Source organism: Rhodococcus sp. FH8, assembly GCF_019266085.1.
Taxonomy (GTDB): Bacteria; Actinomycetota; Actinomycetes; order Mycobacteriales; family Mycobacteriaceae; genus Rhodococcus_F; species Rhodococcus_F qingshengii.
On the sequence record NZ_LPNQ01000077.1, the window covers coordinates 351,467 to 376,668 of the forward strand.

The window sequence follows — 25,202 nt, forward strand, 5'->3', positions numbered from 1 at the left end:
GTGGGTCGCCGGTAGTCTTTGCGCGTGGCCCTGTACCGGAAGTATCGACCCGCGTCCTTCGCCGAGGTGGTGGGGCAGGAGCATGTCACCGCACCGCTCAGCACGGCCCTCGACACCGGACGCATCAACCATGCCTACCTGTTTTCCGGCCCGCGCGGCTGCGGAAAGACGTCGTCGGCGCGAATCCTGGCGCGTTCGCTGAACTGTGAGCAGGGACCGACGTCGACGCCGTGCAACGTGTGCGACTCGTGCGTTTCGCTGGGCCCGGGCGGCACAGGCAACCTGGATGTGACGGAACTCGACGCCGCAAGTCACGGTGGCGTCGACGACACCCGAGAACTCCGAGACAAGGCGTTCCACGCACCCGCCGCATCTCGCTACCGCGTCTTCATCATCGACGAGGCACACATGGTGACGGCGGCGGGTTTCAATGCGCTGCTCAAAATCGTCGAAGAGCCGCCGGAACACCTCATCTTCATCTTTGCGACGACGGAACCGGAAAAGGTTCTCCCGACCATCCGTTCGCGTACACACCATTACCCGTTCCGCCTGTTGGCGCCGTCGACCATGCGCGGACTCCTGGAAAAGATCTGCGCCCAGGAGGGCGTACCGGTCGAGCCTGCGGTGTATCCACTGGTCATCAAGGCCGGCGGCGGTTCCCCTCGTGACTCGTTGAGTGTCCTCGATCAGCTGCTCGCGGGCGCAGGAGAAGAAGGTGTCACGTATCCGCGCGCGCTCTCTCTTCTCGGAGTCACCGACGTCGCGCTCATCGACGAAGCAGTAGACGCCCTGTCTGCCAGTGACGGGGCCGCGTTGTTCGGCACTGTCGATCGCGTGATGGACGCCGGTCACGATCCACGCCGATTCGCGCTCGATCTTCTCGAGCGCCTGCGTGATCTCATCTTGATGCAGGCTGTTTCCGACGCCAGCGAACGAGGATTGGTCGACGCTCCGGAAGCGGAGCTGGTCACGATGCGTGAGCAGATTCAACGAGTCGGCCCGGCCACGCTCACCCGCTTCGCCGAGACTGTCCATGCCGGACTCAGCGAAATGCGTGGTGCGACGGCGCCGCGGCTGCTGCTCGAAGTGATGTGCGCGCGAATGCTGCTGCCGTCGGCCTCCGACACCGAGTCAGCTGTATTGCAGCGGCTGGAGCGCCTGGAACAAGGTATTCCGGCTGCCGGAGTCGCGGCTGCTCCTCGCGCGGCAGCAACGCCGGCACCCACCGTGCCGCCGCTCGAACCGGAGATTGCTTCCAAGTTCCAACGGCCCTCTCAACGCAAGGCCGAGCCTGAGGCGCGGCCGGAACCAGCCGCGCCTGCTCCAGCGGCGGCGCCGCCGGTTGTGGAGGCTCCTGTCGTCGAACCTCCGGTAGCGGCAGTTCCCGTCGTCGAGACTCCCACTGTCGAGATCGTGGAACCGCCGGTTGCCGAAGCTCCGGTGGTTGAAGCTCCGGTTGCCGAAGCTCCAATAGTTGAAGCTCCTGTGGTTGAACCACCGGTTACTGCTCCTGTCGAGGCGGAAGAGCTGATCGGGCTTGCCGAGCCGGAACCCGACTACGAGCCCGAGCCCGAGCCCGAGTTCGACGAGCCGGCGGTTGCCGAAGCTGCGCCGGTCTCGGCAGGCCCCACAGTCGAGACTCTCCGTGAATCGTGGAACACCTTGCGCAACAAGGTCGGTGAACGAAACAAGGTTCTTCCGGCCATGCTGTCCGCTGCGACGGTTCACGACGTGCGTGGACATGTCGTTGTCATCGCTCACGGCTCACCGGTCCTGGGTGCTCGTGTGACGCAACCGCACAACGCGGCGGTCATTTGCGAGGTCCTTGCCGAAATGTTCGGTGGCACTTGGCAGGTCGAGTATCAAGAAGGTGCGCCTACAGCGCCGACAGTATCGAGCGCAACCAAGGCGACGGAAGCTCCGAGCCGCCCTGCCGCTGCGCCCCGCTTCTCGCGGCCCAGTCAGGAGCGCGCAGCGCAGCAGCCCAAGGCCCCGCAGCCCCAGCGCGGCGATTCGGACGACATTCCGCCGCCCGAGGCCCCCGACTATCCGGAAGACCCTGGACCGGCCCCTGCTCCTGAGGTCGACTACGAGGCAACTCCTCCGCCTGCAACGCCGGAGGACGAGGACGAGATGTTTGCGGAGGCGGCGGAGCCCGCTGATCCGACTGCCAGACGTGATCCCGAGGATGTTGCAAAGGAACTCCTCAAGGACGTCCTCGGAGCTCGCCGCCTCGAAAGCTGAGTTGCCGTCTCGGTCCGTGTGCGTGAAACAGCTGTCGGAATCCAGCTGCACCACTGTGTGATCGAATTGTTATAAGTGCCGTTCCCTTTGTGCGCGCGCGTCTCAAAAGCGCGCCGGCTCGGCCTCGCAAAGCTGAATTGTATGTGGCTGGTTTGCTGGCACATTCGTTCGCTCAGTTCCGGTGTAACGAAACGTCGATTCGGACGATGGTCGCCGAAGAATATCTGGAATTTCTCGTTGTCTGATGGGCATTCGAGTGCTGCTGTTAAATTTCGGTGTGTCACGAATGTTCAGATTGATAGTTGTCGGATGTTTGATTTGCGGGGATCGACCAATTTGGGACATTCGGCGAATTGGCCACATATTCGGCATTGCGGCATTTCGGTGCATATTCAACTGAATATTTGCCGATCGCGAGAAAATGGCGGCCGTGAAACCGGGATCCGGTACGGATGTTCAAGCAGGAGCATGACCGGTTACGAAGCAAATAAGTAACTCCGAGTTACAGCTAACTCCCGATTGCTGTCAAATTGCTGAAACACGTTCATTGCGCCGAACGACCTTTGTTATTTGTTTATGCCTTGAGGTGAATCTGCGTTTTACACACCGATGAGAGCGTGGTTAGTCTTCGGTCGATTGAGTCTCCCGTGGATGCGCGCGAAAATAGGAAGTGTAAGATGACTGAAGATTCAACTAATCCTGCGATTGCGATAGTCGGGATGAGCATGTGGTCCCCCGGTGCACATGATCTGCAAGGATTTTGGGAGAACGTCCTCGCGCGTCGGATGCAATTCCGAAAGTTTCCGGAGTCACGGATGTCCCTCGACGACTACTGGAGCGCGAGCCCTGACGACGTCGACAAGACATACGCCGATCGCGGCGCGTTCATGGATGGTTTCGAATTCGACTGGGTCGGTCGCCGGATACCGGAGCGGACCTTCAAGTCGACAGATCTCACACACTGGTTGGCTCTGGAAACAGCACTCGGGGCTTTGACCGACGCGGGCTACAGCCGAGGATCGGTACCCACTGGACGCAGCGCCGCAATCGTCGGCAACTCCCTCACCGGAGAAGAATCCCGGATGTGGTCGATGCGTTTGCGTTGGCCTTACGTCAAGCGCGCACTCGCTGTGGCAGCCGAAGCGCGCCAGTTGGACAGTTCCGTCGCCGATGCTCTCGCCGAGACGATGGAAGAGGTCTACAAGGGCCCATTGGTGGAGCCGAGTGAAGACACTCTCGCCGGCATGTTGTCGAATACGATTGCCGGCCGGATCTGCAATTATCTCGACTTCAACGGCGGCGGGTACGTCGTGGACGGTGCGTGCGCGTCCGGAATGCTCGCGGTGGCGACTGCAGCCGAAAAGCTGGCGTCCGGCGCGGCCGACTTCGTCTTGGCAGGGGGAGTCGACGTCAGCTTGGATCCTTTGGAACTGGTGGGATTCGCCCGTTTGGGTGCACTGACCCGTGGCGACATGAATGTGTACGACGCAAGCCGAAGCGGATTCATCCCGGGTGAAGGTTGCGGATTCGTGGCCTTGAAACGACTCGAGGACGCCAGGGCGGACGGCGACTACGTGTACGCGACGATTCGCGGCTGGGGCATCTCCACCGATGGCAAGGGTGGAATCACCAAGCCCCGCGCCGAAACTCAGGCCGAGATGATCCGTCGCGCATACTCGCGAGCGGGATTCGCGGCCAGCGAGGTTGCCTTCGTCGAAGGACACGGAACTGGTACTCCCGTCGGAGACCCCGTCGAACTGGCCGGCGTCCAGCAGGCCGCTCAGACGGACGGGCCCGTCGAGGCTCGTAGCATCGGCATGACGTCACTGAAGTCGCTGATCGGGCACACGAAGGCGGCGTCGGGCATCCTTGCGCTGATCAAGGCGACCATGGCCGTCAATCAACGAATCCTTCCGCCCCTCGCCGGTTGCACCGACCCGAACCCGGCGTTCGGAACCGAAGCGCCGGCACTCTTTCCGCTCGTCAACGGCGAGATCAGAGATCCGTCCGAGAAGATGCGGGCCGGTGCGCAAGCCATGGGTTTCGGCGGTATCAACTGCCACGTCGCGATCGAATCGGCTGATGCACCATCCAGCAAGCTGACACCCTCGCAAGACGTCCGCACGATGATGGCGTCGTATCAGGACACCGAGGTTTTCGTACTTTCTGCAGATTCCGCGGTGGACTTGGCGACCCGAGCGCGGGATGTTGCAGATCTGGCGGTTCCGTTGAGTGTTGCCGAGCTGCTGGACTTTTCGGCGAAACTCTCTCGAGTGATCTCGCCGACCGCGCCCTTCCGTGCCGCAGTGGTGGCCGGACGTCCCGCGCAGTTGGCCGAACGCATGCGTCAGCTTGCCGTGATCTGCGAGAACTCCGCTCCTGCATCCGGTCAGGTGAAGGTCGTGAGCAACGAGATCTCGATCTCGAACGCCGTCCACCACGACATCGGATTCCTGTTCCCTGGACAGGGATCCCAACAACTAGAGATGGCGCGCGTGCTGATCGAGCGCTTCGAGTGGGCACGCGAACTGGCGACCCAGGCGGACGGCTGGTTGGAGGGAGTTGGAGCGGAGGCGATCACGCCTCGAATTCTGCGGAACCCGGTCAAGAGCGCTGACGCTGCGGAATTGGCGAAGTGGAAGCGGGATCTCGCCCAGACGCAGTTCACCCAGCCTGCCGTCGCTTTGGCTTCGCTGCTCTGGTTCGAGTACCTCCGCCGATTGGGTGTCACACCCAGTGCTGTCGCCGGCCACAGTCTCGGCGAGTTGACCGCGCTCTACGCGGCAGGAGCTTACGACCAGAAGACGCTGATCACCTTGGCTGCGGCGAAGGGTGCGGCCATGGCTGTCAGTGGTGGTGGAAACGGCGCGATGGCGAGCCTGACCTGCGACCGATCGACGGCTGAGGCGATCATCGCGGAAACAAAGGGTTACGCGACCGTCGCGAATCTGAATACGCCTACACAGACCGTGGTTTCGGGCACCAAAGACGCGGTCGACGATGTGGTTGCCATCGCGAAGACGCGCGGAGTGTCGGCTCAGGCGCTTGCCGTGTCGAATGCTTTCCACTCCGAGATGATGAACGAGGCCGAGCGGGAGTTGAAGTCCACTGCGCCCGTTGACGAGCAAGTCGATTCGCTGACTTGCCCCGTGTATTCCTGCGTCGAAGGGAAACGCGTACAGACGCCACTGGCACTTCGCGAATTGGTCACCAAACAGGTTGTCTCACCGGTCGACTGGGTCAAGACGGTAAGTGGAATCTCGCAGGACGTGGACCTGCTCGTCGAGGTCGGACCCGGCCGTGTGCTGACCGGGCTCACCAAGGCGATCAATGGGACCGACGGCGTGCGCTGCTTCCCCGTTGCGTCCAAGTCCGGACGCGACGAGGACTTCAATGTCGCACTGGCCGCGATGTACGTACACGGCGCTCAGGTCCGATGGAACGAACTTTTCGACGGCCGGTTCGTGCGCGAATTCGTTCCTGCCGATCAGAAGGTGTTCATCGAGAACCTGGCCGAGGCGAAGCTGACGGTTACCTCTGCTCCCGAACCGCTCGCACTTGGTACGTCCGGCGGGGATCCGGCTGCGGCGCTGGCCGATTACCTGAGCCGACGCGGGACCTTCCTCGTCGACGTGATTCGTGCTGATGTAGGCACTGGAGCGACTTCTCCGTCTTCTCCATCTGCTCCGACTTCGCGGGCAGTCACCAACGGCCACGAATCCGTGGCAGCGAAAGCTCCTTCGCCGGTTTCGGCTCCGGTAGTCGAAGAGCCGGCTGACGCGGGCGCTGGGTCCGTGGAAAGTGAGCTGATCAGGATCCTCGCCGATACGACGGGATTCCCCGCCGAGTCGATCACGACGGATCTGCGTCTGCTCGATGATCTGAATCTCGACTCGATCAGTGCGGCAGAGGCTATTTCGAAGGTTGCGCATCAGTTCGAGGTTGTCGACCTCGACCCTGCCGAGTTGGCCAATGCCACGATCGGAGAAGCAGCATCGCTGATCCTTGCGGCATCACCGAATCTCGGTTCTGCCGTTCCAGCAGCGAGTTCGGTGCAGTCGGACGTGTCGCGAATACTGCTCGAGGTAATCGCGGAGGACACCGGATTTCCGGTGGAGTCTCTCGATGTGGATCTCCACCTGCTCGACGACCTGAACATGGACTCGATCAAGGCTGCCGATGCGATAGCAACTGTGGCAACGCGATTGGGTGTTCAGGGTGATCTGGATCCGGCCGAACTCGTCAACGTCAGCCTGGGTGAACTGATCGAAGTGCTCGATCGATCCGCGAAAGAGAAGTCGGGGCAGCAGCAGCCGGTTGCGCGGGCGCTGCCGGTGAAGGCAAAGGGTCTATCAGCCGACAGCTTCACCTGGGTTCGCGATTACACCCTGGAAAAGGTTCGGAGCGAGACAGCGTTGCACGGAGTCCGAGACCTCACGGACACGACGTTTGTCGTCATCGGTGACGACGCCGGTTTGGTCGGAAGGTTGGAATCCGAACTGCGAGGGCGTGGTGCTCAGGTCCACATTCGCACATTCTCCGACGGCGCTCCTGCGAATGCACAGCACGTGGTTGCCGTAATGCCGCGTGTGACCGATGATTCCGTCACCGAAATCGGCTTGCGCCGTGGGATCGAACACATGCACAAGATGGTTCCGGCGCAGCAAAGTGGAGGCGCACGAACCACATTGGCAGTGATTCAGTTCACCGATGTCGAGTTGGGCAATCCGGCGCCGGTACCGAGTGCGGCGGCTTTTGCCGCTTCGGTGCATCACGAGCGCCCCGAACTGGATGTCCGCGTCATAGGATTCGACGGCTCGACTGCGGACGCGGTGGTGGCAACCACCGTCGTCTCCGAGTTGGATTCGGTTGCACCCTATGTGTTCGCGACTTACGACACCGAGATGGGACGCACGGCACTGCAACCGCGGGTTCTCGCCTCGAGCGACTACACCGTCCGCGAGAGCGGGTTGGGGAGTTCGGATGTAGTGGTCGTGACCGGTGGCGCGAAAGGCATCATGGCGCAATGCGCTCTGGCTCTCGGCCGAAAGACAGGCGCCGAACTAGTGCTGATCGGAAGCTCTCAGCGACAAGCGGGTGACGAAATCGCTTCCACTCTTGCGGACTTCACGTCTGCCGGTTTGAGCGCTCACTACTATCGCTGCAACGTCACGGATGCTGCGGCGGTGGCCGGCGTCGTCGCCCAGATCGAGGTCGAGGTTGGGCCGATCACCGGGTTTGTCCACGGTGCGGGGGCGAATGTTCCGCGGCGGTTCGAGAGAGTCGACAGCGCTGCGGCTTTCAAGGAGGTTGCACCTAAGGTCCTGGGCGCAGCCAACTTCGTCGAAGCGCTCGCTGATCGCGACTTGAAGCTGTTCGTGGGCTTCTCCTCCATCATCGGATTCACAGGTATGCCCGGAAACAGCTGGTATGCATACGGAAACGAGCTTCTCGACGAAATGGTGATGCGGTATGCTGCCGGGCACCCGAAGACTCGGACGTTCTCGCTCGCGTACAGCGTGTGGGGGGAGACCGGCATGGGCGCCCGCATGGGCAGTGTCAACCACCTCGCGAAGATGGGTGTCATGCCGATTTCCACGGCTGCGGGAGTGGATCATTTCCTTCGCCTGGTCGACAGCGGACCCGAGGCGAGTCGTATCGTCGTGACCAGTCGACTCGGCGGTCTCGACACCTGGGCGCCGGCAGCACCGGCTCTGCCGGCGGTGTCGCGCTACATCGACCAAGTGGTGACATTCGAGCCGCAGGTAGAACTGGTGACCCGGACGACGTTGTCCACCTCGGCGGATCCCTTTGTCCTCGATCATGTCTGGAAGGGATCGGCGCTGCTTCCGACGGTGTTCGGGCTCGAGGCGATGTCGCAGGCGGCGGCCTATGTCACCGGACGCGTGACTCTGGGCCGCGTCCGCATCGACGACATCAAGCTGGATCGACCGATCGTCGTCGACACGGTCGAGGGCACCAGAGTCGAGATCAAGGCAAGCGTCGTGGAGCAGGATCGTGATGCTGCAGGAACGCGGGTGCATGTCACGATCGGCACCGAACGGACCGGGTACGGACGGCCCCATTTCTCGGCCGACTTCATCTTCGGGCTGGACGAAACACTGCCGGAGTTCGAGAAGGAGTTGCCGCGACCGGTGCTCGACATCGATCCGTTGGACGATCTCTACTCGTGGTTGCTGTTCCAGGAGGGCGATTTCCGCCGACTCGAAGAGATCTCGAGCCTCGATTCCGAGCACATTCTCTTCAGCGCTATTTCGCGAGCCGACCGTAAGCAGCACCTCCTCGGTGATCCCTACTTCCTCGATTCCCTGCTCCAATCGGGTCAGATCATGGTTCCGCGGGAGATCTGCCTTCCGGTCAACATTGCGCGAATCGACATGTACGACGGACGATTCGAGGCTCGTTCGTTCACCGCGTACGCCTACGACAAGGTGCAGACAGAGACCCACATGCAAGCCGACGTGGCGGTGGTGAAGGACGGACGAGTGGTGATGCAGCTCGAGGGATATCGCTCCCAGATTCTCTCCCACGACGAAAGCCGTCCTACGGCTGAGGAAATCGCGGATCCGACTGCGCGCGACGCACAGATCATTCTCGACAAGCTCGCGCAACACAGCCGGGCGTTGGGAGTGAAGAGCCCGCGGGTTGTGGTCGCGCATACCCCGGGGATTCACGAGTTGACCAAGTCGGAACGCCACGAGCAGGAGAAACCGATCGCCGAGGCGGCCGTGAACATTCATCTCGATGAGGATGTGGTGATCAAATGAGTAATGCCTTTGCCATCGAATGGCAGGAAACCGGAAAGCCCGTCGTCGTCGGTGATATTCCGCCCTCTGTGGATGTCTCGCTCTCGCACGACGGCAGCAAGTCACTCAGTTCGGCCGGCGACTGGCCTCAGGGGTGTGACATCGAACCGATTCGCTCCCGAACCGCCGTGCAGTGGAAGGCGCTTCTGGGTTCGGCGCGGATTCCGCTGCTCGACGAGTTGATCGCAGGCGGCGAATCACTCGATCGTGCGGGAACCAGGCTGTGGGCGGCGGCCGAGGCGATCCGAAAGGCCACGGGGCAGATGTCGGTTTCTCTGGCGATGGGCGCCAGGGAGGACGACGCAGTGACCTTCCGCGGCGGCGCAGACGGAAGCGTGGTGGTTCTGACTTTTCCAGCTCTGTTGACGGACAACGAGGAGCGGATTCTCGCGTTTGTGACTCATGAGGAGGATGCGGAGGAACCGGCGCAGGACCCGGCACCGCAGTTCGACTCCGGACCGTTGTCAGCGAAGTCTCTCGCGCAGTTCGATCCGATGGCCTACGGCTCCGACGTGCATGTGGTGGCCCGGAGCGGCTATCCGGCGGTGTCGATCCGGTTCCCCGTCGGGTTCCGGGACGCGTGCAACGTCGGTGGATCAGTGGGGTTCGCGAGCTTCGCGCTGTGGTTGGGCGCTTTGCGAGAGAGGGGAACCGGACCGATCTCGAAGCAGATCGTGGAGGACATGGCGACGGGTCGTTGGGGCATGGTGACCAACAACTCCGAGGTGTTCATCGATGCGAACCTGTACACCGACGACATTGTCGAGGGGACGATCTGGATCACCGAGCTCACCGGTCCGGATCGGGCAACCACCAATCTGCATGTCGAATGGTGCCGGGTCGACGGCGAGACGCGCACTCACATCGGGTGGAGTGCGATGCAGACGACGTGGGTGGAAATCCTCTCCCACGGTGTGGTGGCGGCACGGCCGATGCCGCAGTACTTCCACGATTTCATCGAGCCGATGACGATTCCGACGGGGACGAAGAACATCGCTGTTCCCACCGAACCGAAGAACGTCGATCGTGGTTCCGTGATCCGCTCGGCTCCGATGGTGCCGCGCAATCCGTACCTGCTCGAATCCGAGGTGTTCTCGACGACGATGCAGGACGGAAACGTCGTGGGCAACATCTACTTCGGCAACTATTACATCTGGCAGTCGAGGGTTCGGGACAAGTTCCTGGTCCGTTCTCAGCGTGAGGCCATGGCGGCCAGAGGCGCCCTCGGGGAACTTCGTTGTGTGCACACCAGGGTTGAGCATCTGCGCGAGGTCATGCCGTTCGACGACGTCCTGGTCACGATGTCCCTGTCTGCCCTCTACGAGAGGGGGATCGACCTCGAGTTCGAGTACTTCAAGGTCAATGAGGACGGATCACGGGAGAAGCTCGCGATCGCTCGGCACAGAACTGTCTGGACGATGCCGGGCGCTCCGGGAGAACTGGAAATCTCTCCGCCGTCGAAACTTCCACAGTCGCTGATCGATTCGGTGCTGGAGGCGATCGACGGAAAGTAGACGGGGGATTTTCCGAGATCGAAGTGGAGAGACGGGTTGCGTTTTCCTTGCCGGAGAACGCAACCCGTTTCGATGGGGAGGGGCATGTATGGGTATCGGGGTTTCCAGAAGATCGGTTCTGAAAGGGTCGGTAGTCGGCACAGCGGCTGTTGCTTTGGGCGCAAAGGCAGGTGCTGCTCCGGCGGGGAGTGTGGATATCGAGTCTCCGTTGATTTTTCATTCGCCGGAGTTCGAGCCGTTTTGTGACGAAATACCTTCGTTGTCAACGCTTTCCGGAAACGAGATCACACTGACAGCGCAAGTGGGGCAACATGCCTTTCATCGGGATTTTCCCTCGTCCCCAGCACTGTCGTACCGCAGCGGAGAGATCGGTGGCGGTTATCTGGGCCCTACCGTCGAGGCGCATTCCGGCGAGCCGATCATGTTGACGTTCGAGAACGATCTGACCGGACATCCGTTGGCAGCGGACATGGATATGACGCTGCACGGAATGCAGGCCGACTTTCGTGCGCACCCGCCGACGTCGTTGCACTTGCACGGTGGAGTCACTTCACCTGAGAGCGACGGCCACCCGGAACTGCTGGTGATGCCGGGACAGGCTGCGATGCATCACTTTTTGCACGGTCAGGAAGCCGCCCACCTCTGGTATCACGATCACGCGATGGGCATCACCCGGCTCAACGTCTACGCCGGTCTGATCGGCAACTATCTGATCAGGGATGAATTCGACACCGGCGAACTGGGAAATCCATTGGGGTTGCCGGCCGAGGAATTCGAGATCCCGTTGATCCTGCAGGAGAAGATCTTCACGCCGACAGGCGCCCAGAACGGCCGATCCACCATCTTGATCCCGGAAGGATCGTGGGAAGGCGGCGCGGTGGGCGACGTCGGCTTGGTCAACGGCAAGGTGTGGCCGGAACTGTCTGTGGCTCGGGGCCTTTACCGCTTCCGCATCGTCAATGCGGCGTCGGCAAGTGTGTGGAATCTTCACTTCTCGAACATGATGACGTTCTGGGTCATCGGCAACGACGCCGGAATGCTCGACGCACCCGTCGCGGTCAATGCCTTCCGCTGCGCACCGGGGGAGCGGTACGACCTCCTCGTCGATTTCACCGGACTGTCGGAGGGTTCGACGGTGGAGCTTCGCAACGACGAGGCGCCCCCGCTACCCGCCGCTGTCATCGGTGAAGTGACTATGCCGCTGTTCTGCCGGTTCCGCGGTGACGCCAGGCGCGGATTCACCGGTGGTGTTCCGTCGCAACTGCGCGGTGGGCGCCGGCAACGTGACGTTCTCGCCCCGTTGGAGCAGCCGACGGTAATTCGCACGGTGACGGTGAGCCAGCAACTGGAACTGCGGAATCCACCGGCTCAGATGACGTTGAACAACCTGACGTTCAGCACCACGGACGTCGAGAGGCCGCGGCAAGGCACCGTCGAGCAGTGGAACATCGTCAACACCACGCCGGACCCGCATCCGATACACCTGCACTTGGTGAATTTCCGGATTCTCGGCAGAACACCGATGCGGACGCTGGAGTACTTGATCCGCCATCCGCAGCCGGTGATCGGCAACAAGTGGACTCCGTCGCCCGACGGGTTCGAGGCGGGGCCGATGATCGCGCCGGCGCCGTGGGAAGCGGGGATGAAGGACACCGTCAGGGTGGACGGCGGCACTGTCACCCGGATCATCGTGCGATTCCCCACCGCGGATGAGCTGGGTTTCGATCCCGACGCGATGTTCGATCGTCTTCCGAGCGGTGTGATGACGGGTAGTGGGATGACGGGCGGTGGGCGCCACGATATGGCTGATTCTGGTCGACTCCAGGGATACGTGTGGCATTGCCATCTACTCGATCACGAAGATCACGACATGATGTTGCCGTATCGCATCGTGCCGTGAGTGCTTCCGGGGGCGCACCCGAAATGAACCGAAGCGGGCAGGCGTTCGCGCACCTGATCACCTCGGTCACCTAGCAGGATCGCTTCGGTCCTTCCCATGAATTTGGAACACGTTCTACAGTGAAAGCGCTGAGGTCTGTACCTCGGCCATGCGCCACCACCGAAGGTGGCGCGGACGATCTGCAGACCGGTTCGACGAATTACACGGAAGGAACACCTCACAGTGACCACAGAGGCATTCATTTATGAAGCCATCCGTACCCCGCGAGGCCGCGGCAAGAAGACCGGGTCGTTGCACTCGGTCAAGCCGATCTCGCTGGTCACGGGTCTGATCCAGGAACTGCGCGTGCGCTTTCCCGACCTCGACGAGGACCGGATCTCCGACCTCATCCTGGGCGTCGTCACCCCCGTTGGCGATCAGGGAATGGACATCGCCCGCGTTGCAGTCAACGATGCGGGACTGCCCGACACCGTCGGTGGCGTTCAGCTCAACCGTTTCTGCGCTTCCGGCCTCGAGGCCGTGAACATGGCTGCTCAGAAGGTTCGGTCCGGCTGGGACGAACTGGTGATTGCCGGTGGCGTCGAGTCGATGTCCCGCGTTCCGATGGGATCCGACGGTGGACCGTGGGCACTCGACCCCGCCACCAACTACGACAACTACTTCGTGCCGCAGGGCGTCGGCGCAGACCTCATCGCCACCATCGAGGGCTTCTCGCGTGACGACGTCGACGCATACGCCGTGCGCTCGCAGGACCTCGCCGCCAAGGCGTGGACCGGCGGATACTTCGCCAAGTCGGTAGTGCCGGTCAAGGACATCAACGGCATCACCATCCTCGACAACGACGAGCACATGCGTCCGGGCACCACGGCAGAGAACCTCGCCGGCTTGGCTCCCGCGTTCGGTGTGATCGGTGAAATCGGCGGATTCGACGCCGTGTCGCTGCAGAAGTACCACTGGGTCGAGAAGATCAACCACGTTCACCACGGCGGCAACAGCTCGGGAATCGTCGACGGCGCTGCCCTCGTGCTCGTCGGTAGCGAGCAGGCCGGCAAGGACATGGGTCTGACGCCGCGCGCTCGCGTCGTCGCCACCGCCACCAGCGGCGCCGACTCCACCATCATGCTCACCGGCCCGACGCCGGCGTCGAAGAAGGTTCTGGCAGCTGCCGGCCTGACAGTCGACGACATCGACCTCTTCGAGATCAACGAGGCATTCGCTTCCGTCGTCCTGAAGTTCCAGAAGGACCTGAACATCCCGGACGAGAAGCTCAACGTCAACGGTGGCGCGATCGCCATGGGTCACCCGCTCGGTGCAACCGGCGCGATGATCACCGGAACGATGGTCGACGAGCTCGAGCGTCGTGGCGGCAAGCGCGCCCTCATCACCCTGTGCATCGGCGGCGGTATGGGCGTTGCCACCATCATCGAGCGCGTCTGACGCGGCGTCCGTCCTTCCAACGAGGCTTACCAGGAGTCAAGCAAAGTGACTGATCAGAACATCATCAACTGGGACCAGGACGCCGACGGCATCGTCGTGCTCACCATCAATGATCCCAACCAGGGCGCAAACACCATGAACGACGCGTACATCGCGTCGATGAAGGCCACCGTCGACCGTCTGGTCGCCGAGAAGGACTCCATCACCGGTGCCGTCATCACTTCCGGCAAGAAGACCTTCTTCGCCGGTGGCGACCTCAAGAACATGATCAAGGTCGGCCCCGAGCAGGCCGAGGAGATCTACAACCACAGCGTCGAGATCAAGGCAGACCTGCGTCGTCTCGAAACTCTCGGCAAGCCGGTCGTCGCCGCCATCAACGGCGCGGCGCTCGGCGGCGGTCTCGAGATCGCTCTCGCGACCCACCACCGCATCGCGGCAGACGTCAAGGGCGTCAAGATCGGCCTGCCCGAGGTCACCCTCGGCCTGCTGCCCGGTGGCGGCGGCGTCGTGCGCACCGTGCGGATGCTCGGCCTGCAGAACGCGCTCATGGGCGTCCTGCTCCAGGGGCAGCAGCGTGGACCCGTTCAGGCCAAGGAAGTCGGTCTCATCGACGAGGTCGTCGGCTCGGTGGAGGAGCTGGTTCCGGCTGCGAAGGCATGGATCAAGGCCAACCCCGAAGGCGGCGTTCAGCCGTGGGATGTCAAGGGCTACAAGATCCCTGGCGGAACTCCGTCCACTCCGGCATTCGCTGCCAACCTTCCGGCGTTCCCCGCGAACCTGCGTAAGCAGCTCAAGGGCGCTCCGATGCCGGCTCCGCGCGCCATCATGGCCGCAGCCGTCGAAGGCTCGCAGGTCGACATCGACAACGCGCTGCTCATCGAGGCTCGCTACTTCACCTCGCTGGTGACCGGCCGCGTCGCGAAGAACATGATCCAGGCGTTCTTCTTCGACCTGCAGTCGATCAACGGCGGCGGTTCACGTCCGGCAGGCATCGAGAAGTCCACCATCAAGAAGGTCGGCGTCCTCGGCGCAGGCATGATGGGCGCGGGCATCGCGTACGTCTCCGCGAAGGCCGGCTTCGACGTCGTCCTCAAGGACGTCAGCATCGAGGCTGCCAACAAGGGCAAGGCGTACGCCGAAGGCATTGAGGCCAAGGCGCTCTCGCGTGGCAAGACCACGCAGGAGAAGTCCGACGCACTCCTCGCCAAGATCACCCCGACGGCTGACCCGGCAGATTTCGCCGGCGTCGACTTCGTCATCGAAGCAGTCTTCGAGAGCCAGGAACTCAAGCACAAGGTGTTCCAGGAGATCGAGGACATCGTCGATCCCAAGGCGCTGCTGGGCTCGAACACCTCGACGCTGCCCATCACGGGTCTCGCCACCGGCGTGAAGCGTCAGGAAGACTTCATCGGCATCCACTTCTTCTCGCCCGTCGACAAGATGCCGCTGGTGGAGATCATCCGCGGTGAGAAGACCTCCGACGAGACTCTGGCTCGCGTGTTCGACTACGTCCAGGCGATCCGCAAGACGCCGATCGTGGTCAACGACTCGCGTGGCTTCTTCACCTCGCGTGTCATCGGAACCTTCATCAACGAGGCCATCGGCATGCTCGCCGAGGGCGTCGAGCCCGCCACCATCGAGCAGGCCGGTATGCAGGCCGGTTACCCGGCTGCGCCGCTTCAGCTTTCGGATGAGCTCAACCTCACCCTCATGCAGAAGATCCGCAAGGAATCTGCCGACGCCGCCAAGGCCGAAGGCAAGGAACTGCCGGCAGATCCGGCCGGCGAGGTCATCAACACCCTCGTCGAGAAGTTCGATCGTAAGGGCAAGCTCGGTGGAGCCGGCTTCTACGATTACGCCGAGGGCAAGCGCACCGGCCTGTGGTCCGGACTCCGCGAGAACTTCAACTCCGGAACCTCCGACGCCCCGATCCAGGACCTCATCGACCGCATGCTGTTCATCGAGGCGATCGAGACGCAGAAGTGCTTCGACGAGAACGTCCTGATCACCACGGCGGACGCCAACATCGGCTCCATCATGGGCATCGGATTCCCGGCCTGGACCGGTGGCGTTCACCAGTTCATCGTCGGTTACGAGGGCGGCACGGCCGGCTTCGTCGCTCGTGCAAAGGAACTCGCTGCGCAGTACGGCCCGCGGTTCACCCCGCCGGCTTCGCTAGGGGCATAGCCCCCGTGCGCCTTTTTGGTAGTTACGGCTACCAAAAAGGCGCACAGGGGTTTATCCCCAGCTTGTGAGTTATCCACAGACGAACTCCGACAGCGAATTTCACGTCAGTCCTGTCGGAGTTCGGCCTGACGCTTGGTGCCATGACTACGTCTCATGGTGGAAGCGAGTTTCTCCGGATTCTCGATGCGCAATCCGGTCTGGTACGGCAACAGCAACTCTCGTCATTCGGATACAACCGAGGGATGCTGCGGAACTTTCTGGACCGCGGCGAATGGCAGCGCGTTCTACAAGGCGTGTATGCAGTGACCGCTGGCCCGCTCACCAGAGAAATGATCTTGAACGCCGCTTGGCTTTATGGTGGCCCGCAAGCGATTCTGAGCCACGACACTGCAGCTGAGGAATGGGGAATGCGTCGCATCGACGCAGACAAGCCAGTCCATGTCACCGTGCCCTACGGCAAGTCGGCTCGCTGTCAGTCCGCGACAATCCGCCGAGTTCCAGCGCGAACGTCGGGTGCACTTGTCAGAGTGGGTGGCGTGGTTCACCCCGGGGTAGTCGTCCACCGATCCCGAGCCCACCGATACATCGGCGTGCCGTCAGTCATACCTCGAACGTCGCGGGCGGATACCGCGATTGATCTTGCGACCGCCGAATCCACAGCGCGAAGCGCCTACGTTTCACTCATCACCACAGTGACAAATGCGCGAATTCCGTTGAACGATGTGCGTCGTCGGATTGACGAACGAACACCACATCGATTCAAGGGTGCGCTTTCCGATGCGGTACGCCTCCTGGCAGACGGGGTGCAGTCAACGCTCGAATACCACTATGCGGTCGACGTGGAGCAGGCGCACGGGTTGCCGTCGGCCAGACGCCAGTCTCCGGTCCGCGTCGACGGCCGCACGCTGTACGAGGATTGCGACTACAGCGAATTCGGTGTGCCGCTGATCGTGCGTCTCGACGGTCGGTGGGCGCATTCCATGGCCGAGGTGGCATTTCGTGATCGCCGCCGTGACAATGCGGCAGAGCTGGCAGGTCGTCCGCGGTTGGTCTACGGATTCGACGAGGTGGTGAAGACCCCGTGCCAGGTTGCGCACGAGGTGGAGACGGTCTTGCGGCGGGGAGGTTGGGTGAGGACGCAGTCGGGTGCCTGCGGCACCTGTGCGCCTTTTTGGTAGTGCCGACTACCAAAAAGGCGCACAGGGGCTTTGCCCCTAGGCCTTCCACCACGGGCGAAGCGGCACATGCGCCTCACCCTTGGGGCCGAGCTTCACGGCCAGAACCTGGTGCAGCTGAACGACATTGCGCTCGAACCCGAGTCGTGAGCCGGCCATGTACAGGCCCCAGACGCGGGCGGTTCCTTCGCCGACCTCGGCGACGCACGCGTCCCAGTTGTCGACGAGATTCTGGCACCATCCGGCGAGCGTCAGTGCGTAATGCTCGCGAAGGTTCTCTTCGTGACGCACCTCGAGGCCGACGTTCTGGATTTCGGAGATGATGCGACCCGAACCGGTGAGCTCCCCGTCGGGGAAGACGTACCGGTCGATGAATCCGCCTGCCTTGGCGCTGCTTCGGTTGTCCGGACGGGTGATGCAGTGGTTGAGCAGACGCCCACCCTCACGCAGCTTGCCCTCGAGGAACTCGAAGTACGCCGGGTAGTTTCCGACGCCGATGTGCTCGGTCAGGCCGATGGAGGACACTGCGTCGAATCCGGTCTCGGCCACGTCGCGGTAGTCGGAGAAACGGACCTGGGCGAGATCGGCGAGGCCCTCGTCCTCGATGGCCTTCTGTGCCCAATCCGCTTGCTCGCGAGAGAGAGTCACGCCGATCACCTTGACGCCGCGCCTGGCCGCGTAGCGGACCATCGAGCCCCAGCCGCAGCCGATGTCGAGAAGTCGATCACCCTTCTGGAGTCCGAGCTTCTCGAACACCAGGCGGTACTTGTTCTCCTGGGCTTCTTCGAGCGTCTGTTCCGCATTGTCGTAAGCGGCACAGGTGTACGTCATGGACGGGCCGAGGACGTACTCGTAGAAGGTGTTGGAGACGTCGTAGTGGTGATGGATGACTTCGGCGTCACGAGTCTTGGAGTGACGCAGTCCTTCTGCGACGCGACGCCAGCGAGGGAGATGTTCCTGGGGCGGCGGGGCGATGGGCCGCAACAGATCCCAGCCCAGGGAGCGCGTGATGCTGGCGAGCGTCAGTGCGGACGGGCGCTTGAGGTGGAGTTCGTCACCCATGATGCGCAGGATCTCGTACGGATCACCGGGGTGGACACCCTCGGCTTCGAGATCGCCGGAGACGTACGCGCGGGCCATGCCGAGGTCGCCGGGAGCTGTTGCGAGATAAGTGGTTCCGCGAGTCGACTTGAGGTGCAGTCCGTAGTCGGCATCTTCGGGGCCGGCGGTGCTGCCGTCGTACGCGGTGAATCGAAGCGGCAGCATGCCGTCGGAAAGCGTCTCGAGAATCTCGGCAATAGAGAGCTTGTCCTGGCTTTTGGAGTCTTTGAACGTGGTCATTTACGTTGCACCGCCTTAGAGAATAGATCCAATAAACGGGATTTCGGGTCGTAGCGTTCCTTGAGTCCGATGTACCGGTCGCCGCCGTAGTACAGCTCCTCGAAGTCTTCCTTCGAGTAGTAGGAGTCGGAGTAGAGCGATTTGTGTCCGTCGAAATCGCTGACCTTTTCTTCGATCAGTCGATTTGCTGCCCCCTCGCGCTCACCGGGAACGATCGGCACCGAAGACCAGAAGCCGATGTTGACGTAGGTGCGCTTGGGTTCGAGGGGGTAGAGGGGCCACGGCCGTGATGCAGAAGCGGCGGCAGGGCTTGGCTCGCGAAGACGCAACGGGCACAACCACAGTGGTTCGATCGGGATTTCCTCGAGGAACCACGAGACGAAGTCCGCGGTTCGTTCGATGGGTACCTCGACGTCCTGGACGACGCGTTCGCGCGGGGGCTTGCCCTTGCGCTTTTCGAGGCGATCTCCGATGTCGTACTTGTGGTCGAGGGCGATCAGCTTCCAGTAGAAGCTGCTGCGCAGGTACTGCTTGGGCCAGAAGCGCCGGATCTTCGGGTTCTGTGCACCGAAAGCTCGTGAGCACCAGAACCAGTCGGTGTCCCAGCGCCACAGGTAGTCGCGAATGGTCAAGCGATCCGTCTTGGGCTGGGTGAGTGACGAATGCTGGATCGACCGGTAGAAGATGTCCTGGTCGGTGTAATCGCTGACCGGGCCTTCCTCGTCGGTTTGCGCGCCGAGTGTGAGGTAGCTCTCGGAATCGGTGAAGACCACCCCGTCGAGATAGTCGACGGCGATCCCGTCGTACTCGCGCTCGGTGACGATGCGATCCATCGTTTCTTCGAGTTTCTTCAACGAATCGAAGCGCACGTGGCGCAAGGCGACGTACTTCTTGACGGGTTCGAGTGCGATCTTCAATCGCGTCGAATAGCCAAGGGTGCCGTAGGAATTGGGGAAACCGAAGAACAGTTCGGCGTGTTCGCCGTCCGGTGTTGCGGTGATGATCTCGCCGCTTCCGGTCAGTACGTCGATTTCGAGTACCGACTCGTGCGGCAGGCCGTTGCGGAACGAGGTGGACTCGATGCCCAGGCCGGTCACCGCACCGCCCAGGGTGATGGTCTTGAGTTGAGGCACGACCAGGGGCGCCAGCCCGTAGGGCAGCGTCGCGTCGACGAGGTCCTCGTACGTGCACATGCCGGCGACGTCGGCTGTGCGCGCCTGCGCATCGACGGCGATGACACCTGCCAGACCGCTGACGTCGAGGCCGGGGGCCGACGTCTTGGCGCGAGCGCGGAACAGATTGGATGTCTTCTTTGCCAGGCGTACAGAAGCATCGGCGGGAATGGCGCGGTATGACGCGAGTAGGCGTTCGACGCCTTCTCTGTGCTGCTCGAACCCCATTTCACGCGCAGCATCGGAACCCGGGCCTTGCTTTGTCCGGATTCGATCTAACTTCTGAACTACCCCATTGAACGAGAGAGTCACACCCTGACGCTATCGGTAGTTGCGTGTGCAAGCTATCCGGAGGGGTATTAATGCCCGAATTTGATCGAGTTGTTGCAATCGAACTCGGTAAATGCTCCGAGTGGTGAACCAGCTCACACGGAATGGGTAGATGGTCGAGATACCCGGGCGCAGCAGGCAGTATGGAAAGGAATATCTGCGCAGTTCGAGGTGCGGATTCGGATAGTCATTCGCGGTATCGAGCCGCGTTGGTCGAGCAAGGAGACGTAGGGCATATGGGTCAGGTCAATGCAATGAGTTCGACAGTCGTCACAGCAGCACCCGACAAGGTGCTCGCGGCGCTCTCGGACTACGAGACGGTTCGCCCGCGAATCCTGTCCGAGCAGTACCTCGACTACAAGGTCGTCGAAGGTGGCCAGGGTGACGGAACCGTCGCGCAGTGGACGCTCAAGGCGACGGAAAAGCGCTCGCGCAACGTCAAGGCGACAGTGACGGTCGACGGCAACGTCATCACCGAGAAGGACGCGAACTCCAGCCTCGTCACCACCTGGACCGTTGCCCCCAACGGCACCGGAACGACGGTGACGACGCTCACCCAGTGGCAGGGTGCCACCGGTATCGGCGGCTTTTTCGAGCGCACGTTCGCTCCGAAGGGTCTGCAGCGCATCCAGGCCCAGGTCCTGGACAACCTCAAGCGCGAACTCGTCTAACCGATCCTGCATCACCGAGATGGCGTCGTACCTTCACCGGTACGGCGCCTTCTTTCACGGGCTGGTAATGATCCGTCCGAATTCGGTGAGTGCGGGGTTTCCGCTTTCCCAGTAATCGCTGTGAACTCCGAACCCAGGCTCCCCGGGAGATCCGGTGAATACTTGCGCGCCGAATTCCGGATCCGACGGGTCGAACCCGTGGACTCCGAGGATCTTGGGGATCAATTGGACCGGATCCCAGAAGGCCGTCGTCGAATGAACATGGTGAGCCATCTCGGCCGAGTCGACGCCGTCCAGGCTCAGTTCGTTCACGCGCTCGGCATCGACGCCGGGGCTTGCGACAAAAACCAGTTCGTCGACGTCGAGAGAAGCGCCACGGGTAGTCGCAGCACCGATGACGGTGCTGCCGTAGGAATGACCGATCACCACGTTGTGCGAAGGCGGACCGTCATGCGAGGTTCGTAACCCGTCCTGGAAGCTGTCGAGCCTCGGCGCTGCGGAGTTGGCGTACCGATCCGAGGCTGCGTCGGGAATGCCTGGGGGAGCGTCGTATCCGGACCACAGGATCACTGATGTGGCTTCCGTTGGCGCCGCCCTGACCGTCGCGTCGTACATGGCCTTGGTTCGTTGCAGGTCTCCGCCGACGCCCGACAGCCCGGAGCCGGTTCCGGGGACCAGTGTTGCGACGTTGCCGGCGGCATCGGGATTACCGACTGCCACGACGGCATGCCCATCCGTGACCGAGAGAAGGAACGTGTCCGGTCGAAGTTCGCCGCGCACGGCCGTGTATCCGGCAGCTACCGTTCGATCCGGCAACTGCTCGAGCGCAGAGAGGTACCGCCGGTTGTAGTAGTCCCGGTCGAGAGCGGGAAGGCCGTCGCGGCTACCGATGGACGGATCCCACCTCGCCAACGCGTCTTTCTCGTTGGGCGTGAGCAATTCCCAGAGTCGGTGTAGCTCCGTGGGTGTCCCGGGGAGTGTCGACCTCCCGTCGAGGATGTCGACGACAGTGCTGTCGAGGCGATCAGGCTGATTGCCAAGGAGTGATCCGATCTCTCGGAATGCCGCACGCAGAGCAGTCGCGGCCCGGTTGTCTTCGTCGTCGAGTGCCGTCAATGCAGTGGAGATCTTCTGCTGAAAAACCTGTGCAGCCGTGGCGTTTTCGGAATCTTGCATGGCGTCGGCCAGATTCCACGGCTGCTTCGTCTCAGGTGCCGATACCGCTCCACTGTCTGACACCGTCAAGCCGTGTTCGAGAGTCGCCTCCTCGACCAGGTCCAGAACTGATTTTCGCGCCGCACCGATCGTATTGGCCGCTCCGCCATACAGATCCGCAACTACGCGAACCGCAACCGACAGCCGCGACGAGGAAAGCGAGATGCCAGACCACTGCACTGCGGCTGCGCTCGACGCTTGTCCCTGCCAGAATTCGCGGACGGCGTCGATGCTGCGTCCGGCGTCATTGCCGAGAACTTCGATCTGCCGGTCGATGTCGATCAGTTCCGAAGCGCTTGTGCGCAATTTCTCCGGTGACCACGTTCGAAGCTGAGAGACGGTGGGCTGCATCAGTAGGCTCCGCGCAGTTCGGACACCACTTCGCCCTCGGCAGCGTCGTACAGACGTGCTGCGGCAGCGGTTCCCGACGCCATGAGTCCCAATTGCGTAGCCAGGTGCCGGTACGCGTCGGCGATGACGCCGGCATTCCCAGTCGACACAGCCGCGACAGCGGACGAGTTCAGGGCCGCCGCGGCTTCGAAAATCGGGCCGGCGGAATCGATCCCCGAGATCTGATCCGCAATTCGAGACAGATCAGCTGAAAGTTGCTGCAGAGCAGCGAAATCTACCTGAAGTATCGGCCCCATGGCAGAACCGTATCCAGGTGAGCGGGCTACTTCGGCGGTGCCGACATACCTGTGGACAAGTGGAATTTCTCCACAGAAGACAGGTCAGGGGGTTGTGAGGAAGGCCGTGACTCCGCTGGTGACGGCGGACGCATATTCCTGCTGACCGTCCGGGCTCGTCATGCGCGCTGCCTCGTCGGCATTTCGCATGTTGCCGAGTTCGACCAGAATCGACGGCCGCTGCGACAGATTGAGTCCCGTCAGATCGGCGCGTGGTGCCAGCCCGTCGTCACCGATGTAGGTCGACGGGGTGAGTCCGGCGGTGACGAGTGAGTCGCGCATGGTTTCGGCAAAGGTGACGGACGGGCCGGCCTGCACCGCGTTCAGCGGGGGCGCGGAGTAGCAGACGTGGAAGCCCTCGGCTCCGGCTGCTGCGCCGTCCGCGTGAATGCTCACCACTACGTCGGCGCCGGAGGAATTGGCAGCTTCGGCGCGTGCGTCGACGCAAGATCCGACGCTGATGTCGTCCGGTCGACTCAGGACCACTGTGGCGCCTTGGCCTTCGAGTTCGCTCTTGACCAGGCTCGCGACTTCCCAGTTGAAGGTGTGCTCGGGGAACCCGGCATCGGTGTTGGTGCCGGTGGTCTGGCAGTTCTTGGTGCCGCCGCGGCCCGTGGGGACCTGGGTGTTGATGCTGTCGTCGTTCGCCCCGCTGTGCCCGGGATCGAGGAAGACGACCTTGCCGGTGAGCGCAGCGGGGACGTCAGCGGCGACAGTGCTCAGCGGAGACACCTCGACCGAAGTCGTGGCCTCGGCAGTCTCGGTCGGAATCGTGCACGCAGCGCTCAGAAGCCCGGCCCCGACCATGGCGATCAGGGCAGTGGAGCGGAACACACGTGATGCCATGTTTGACCCTCTTGACGGTTTTACGGTGTCTGACTGGTTCCGGCGCACCCGCTCACGGTAGCGCGCACCGACTACGCTGGTGGGGATAACTCTGTAGAAAGGACCGCTCGTGCAACCAGGTGGAGCACCCGACATGTCTGCTCTGTTGGCTCAGGCTCAGCAGATGCAGCAGCAATTGATGGCGGCGCAGCAGGAAATGGCTCAGGCCGAAGTGACCGGTCAGGCCGGTGGCGGACTGGTTGTCGCCACGGTCAAGGGCACCGGCGAGGTTGTCGGTCTGCAGATCGATCCCAAGGTCGTCGACCCCGAAGATGTCGAGACGCTGCAGGATCTGGTGATCGGCGCGATCGAGGACGCTTCGCGTAAGGCACAGGAAGTCGCTGCTGAGAAGCTCGGCCCGTTGGCCGGCGGACTCGGCGGAGGCCTTCCCGGTCTCCCCGGCTTCTAGAAACGAGAACGCGTGTACGAAGGTCCGGTTCAGGATCTGATCGACGAACTCGGGAAGCTTCCCGGAGTCGGGCCGAAGAGCGCTCAACGCATCGCTTTTCACCTGCTCTCCGTGGAGCCTCCCGAGATCGACCGTTTGAAAAATGCATTGCAGCGCATCCGTGACGGCGTTCAGTTCTGCACGGTGTGCGGAACTGTCTCCGATCAGGAGAAGTGCCGCATCTGCGCCGACGCACGTCGCGATCGCACGGTGATCTGCGTCGTGGAGGAACCGAAGGACGTTCAGGCCGTCGAGCGCACCCGTGAGTTCAAGGGTCGCTATCACGTGCTCGGCGGTGCGCTCAATCCGCTCTCGGGGATCGGGCCTGACCAGTTGCGTATCCGGGAGTTGTTGGCTCGCATCGCAAATCAGGAGGACGGCGTCGACGTGTCCGAGGTCATCATCGCCACTGACCCCAACACCGAGGGTGAGGCGACAGCTACCTATCTCGTTCGCATGATGCGAGACATTCCGGGGCTCACGGTGTCTCGGTTGGCTTCGGGTCTTCCGATGGGTGGCGATCTCGAATTCGCAGACGAGTTGACGCTGGGTCGCGCATTGTCCGGCCGTCGTGAATTGTCGCGGAACGCCTGATGAGCGGCACGGAGCAAGGTCAGCAGGTGCGTCGTACGTCCGAGCAGACGCGTGCGCAGATCATCGCGTCGGCCGGGAAAGCATTCGCGACTCGGCCCTACCGCGAAATCACGCTCAAGGACATCGCCGAAGACGCAGGCGTCAGCGCACCGCTGATCATCAAGTACTTCGGTTCCAAAGAGCAGTTGTACGACGAGTTGGTCGACTTCCGGGCAGCGGCGGTCACGGTCTTCGACGCCCCGAACGACTCGCTCGGCGAGCGCATGGTCTCGCTGTTCACCAAGCCGTTGGAGTCGTACAAGCCGCTGTCCATGAGCTTGTTGTTCATGAGCGGCGTCAGTGAAGAGAGCAACCGCAAGCTGCGCGAGAACTATTCGACGCAGATGATCGACACCCTCGCCGCTCGCCTGTCCGGCCCCGACACGAGATTGCGCGCGGAACTGGCGATGTCGATGGTGGTCGGAGTGGCGATCATGCGCCGACGGATGATGGCCGGCCATGCCACCGGCACCCAGGACGAGGTGGTTGCGCTGTACGCACCGCTGGTGCAAAAGCTGCTCGACGGGTGAGCGGCGT

At 62.3% G+C, this 25,202-nt stretch carries 16 protein-coding genes; 11 read left to right on the top strand and 5 right to left on the bottom strand.

Translation table 11 applies throughout. The features are described 5' to 3' along the window. Nucleotides 1-24: 24 nt before the first annotated feature. The 7 genes from ATN38_RS23380 to ATN38_RS23410 all read left to right on the top strand — a co-directional run bounded on the left by ATN38_RS23380 (nt 25) and on the right by ATN38_RS23410 (nt 17,287). Nucleotides 25-2,244 (top strand): DNA polymerase III subunit gamma and tau, encoded by a 2,220-nt coding sequence (locus tag ATN38_RS23380; protein WP_042447751.1) that lies wholly within the window; start codon nt 25-27, stop codon nt 2,242-2,244. Nucleotides 2,245-2,921: 677 nt separating this feature from the next. Next, nucleotides 2,922-9,032, top strand: a complete 6,111-nt coding sequence (locus ATN38_RS23385) for a type I polyketide synthase (RefSeq protein WP_042447754.1) — start codon at nt 2,922-2,924, stop codon at nt 9,030-9,032. Continuing rightward, nucleotides 9,029-10,585 (top strand): hypothetical protein, encoded by a 1,557-nt coding sequence (locus ATN38_RS23390; RefSeq protein WP_042447756.1) that lies wholly within the window; start codon nt 9,029-9,031, stop codon nt 10,583-10,585. Before ATN38_RS23385 ends, ATN38_RS23390 begins: the two co-directional genes overlap by 4 nt. 88 nt (nt 10,586-10,673) lie before the next feature. Then, on the top strand, nt 10,674-12,485 hold the full coding sequence (locus tag ATN38_RS23395) for a multicopper oxidase family protein (RefSeq protein WP_042447759.1): 1,812 nt from the start codon (nt 10,674-10,676) through the stop codon (nt 12,483-12,485). Nucleotides 12,486-12,707: 222 nt separating this feature from the next. Further along, a complete protein-coding gene (locus ATN38_RS23400; RefSeq protein WP_007731553.1) occupies nt 12,708-13,922 on the top strand; it encodes an acetyl-CoA C-acetyltransferase in 1,215 nt (404 codons plus the stop codon). A gap of 45 nt (nt 13,923-13,967) precedes the next feature. Then, nucleotides 13,968-16,109 (top strand): 3-hydroxyacyl-CoA dehydrogenase NAD-binding domain-containing protein, encoded by a 2,142-nt coding sequence (locus ATN38_RS23405; protein WP_003943799.1) that lies wholly within the window; start codon nt 13,968-13,970, stop codon nt 16,107-16,109. A gap of 140 nt (nt 16,110-16,249) precedes the next feature. Further along, nucleotides 16,250-17,287, top strand: a complete 1,038-nt coding sequence (locus ATN38_RS23410; RefSeq protein ID WP_047271575.1) for a type IV toxin-antitoxin system AbiEi family antitoxin domain-containing protein — start codon at nt 16,250-16,252, stop codon at nt 17,285-17,287. Nucleotides 17,288-17,323: 36 nt separating this feature from the next. Here ATN38_RS23410 and ATN38_RS23415 read toward each other — a convergent pair whose 3' ends face one another. Further along, nucleotides 17,324-18,625: a class I SAM-dependent methyltransferase gene (locus ATN38_RS23415; protein ID WP_218748753.1), complete on the bottom strand. Its 1,302-nt coding sequence runs from the start codon at nt 18,623-18,625 to the stop codon at nt 17,324-17,326. Continuing rightward, nucleotides 18,622-20,025: an FAD-binding oxidoreductase gene (locus tag ATN38_RS23420; RefSeq protein ID WP_042447764.1), complete on the bottom strand. Its 1,404-nt coding sequence runs from the start codon at nt 20,023-20,025 to the stop codon at nt 18,622-18,624. Before ATN38_RS23420 ends, ATN38_RS23415 begins: the two co-directional genes overlap by 4 nt. Before the next feature lie 338 nt (nt 20,026-20,363). Between ATN38_RS23420 and ATN38_RS23425 the strand changes: the two genes are divergently transcribed. Next, entirely contained in the window at nt 20,364-20,798 is a 435-nt protein-coding gene (locus tag ATN38_RS23425; RefSeq protein WP_003943959.1) for an SRPBCC family protein, read from the top strand. 54 nt (nt 20,799-20,852) lie between these two features. Here ATN38_RS23425 and ATN38_RS23430 read toward each other — a convergent pair whose 3' ends face one another. The 3 genes from ATN38_RS23430 to ATN38_RS23440 form a co-directional block, all read right to left on the bottom strand. Beyond that, a complete protein-coding gene (locus tag ATN38_RS23430) occupies nt 20,853-22,364 on the bottom strand; it encodes an alpha/beta hydrolase (RefSeq protein WP_116057414.1) in 1,512 nt (503 codons plus the stop codon). Next, the gene (locus ATN38_RS23435; RefSeq protein ID WP_021332904.1) at nt 22,364-22,660 is read right to left on the bottom strand and encodes a hypothetical protein; all 297 of its coding nucleotides are present in this window, start codon (nt 22,658-22,660) and stop codon (nt 22,364-22,366) included. The genes ATN38_RS23430 and ATN38_RS23435 overlap by 1 nt, the downstream gene beginning before the upstream one ends. A gap of 84 nt (nt 22,661-22,744) precedes the next feature. Continuing rightward, nucleotides 22,745-23,545 carry an Rv3717 family N-acetylmuramoyl-L-alanine amidase gene (locus tag ATN38_RS23440; RefSeq protein ID WP_007731541.1) on the bottom strand — a complete coding sequence of 267 codons (801 nt, stop codon included), beginning with the start codon at nt 23,543-23,545 and terminating at the stop codon, nt 22,745-22,747. A 109-nt stretch (nt 23,546-23,654) separates the two neighbouring features. Here ATN38_RS23440 and ATN38_RS23445 point away from each other — a divergent pair, with 109 nt between their 5' ends. Genes ATN38_RS23445 through ATN38_RS23455 form a run of 3 tightly spaced genes read left to right on the top strand, consistent with a single transcriptional unit; the run spans nt 23,655 to nt 25,195 of the window. Continuing rightward, nucleotides 23,655-23,993 carry a YbaB/EbfC family nucleoid-associated protein gene (locus tag ATN38_RS23445; RefSeq protein WP_003943929.1) on the top strand — a complete coding sequence of 113 codons (339 nt, stop codon included), beginning with the start codon at nt 23,655-23,657 and terminating at the stop codon, nt 23,991-23,993. Nucleotides 23,994-24,005: 12 nt separating this feature from the next. Next, nucleotides 24,006-24,626 carry a recombination mediator RecR gene (gene recR, locus ATN38_RS23450; RefSeq protein WP_003943917.1) on the top strand — a complete coding sequence of 207 codons (621 nt, stop codon included), beginning with the start codon at nt 24,006-24,008 and terminating at the stop codon, nt 24,624-24,626. Then, entirely contained in the window at nt 24,626-25,195 is a 570-nt protein-coding gene (locus tag ATN38_RS23455) for a TetR/AcrR family transcriptional regulator (protein ID WP_099696768.1), read from the top strand. Before recR ends, ATN38_RS23455 begins: the two co-directional genes overlap by 1 nt. Nucleotides 25,196-25,202 lie beyond the last annotated feature (7 nt).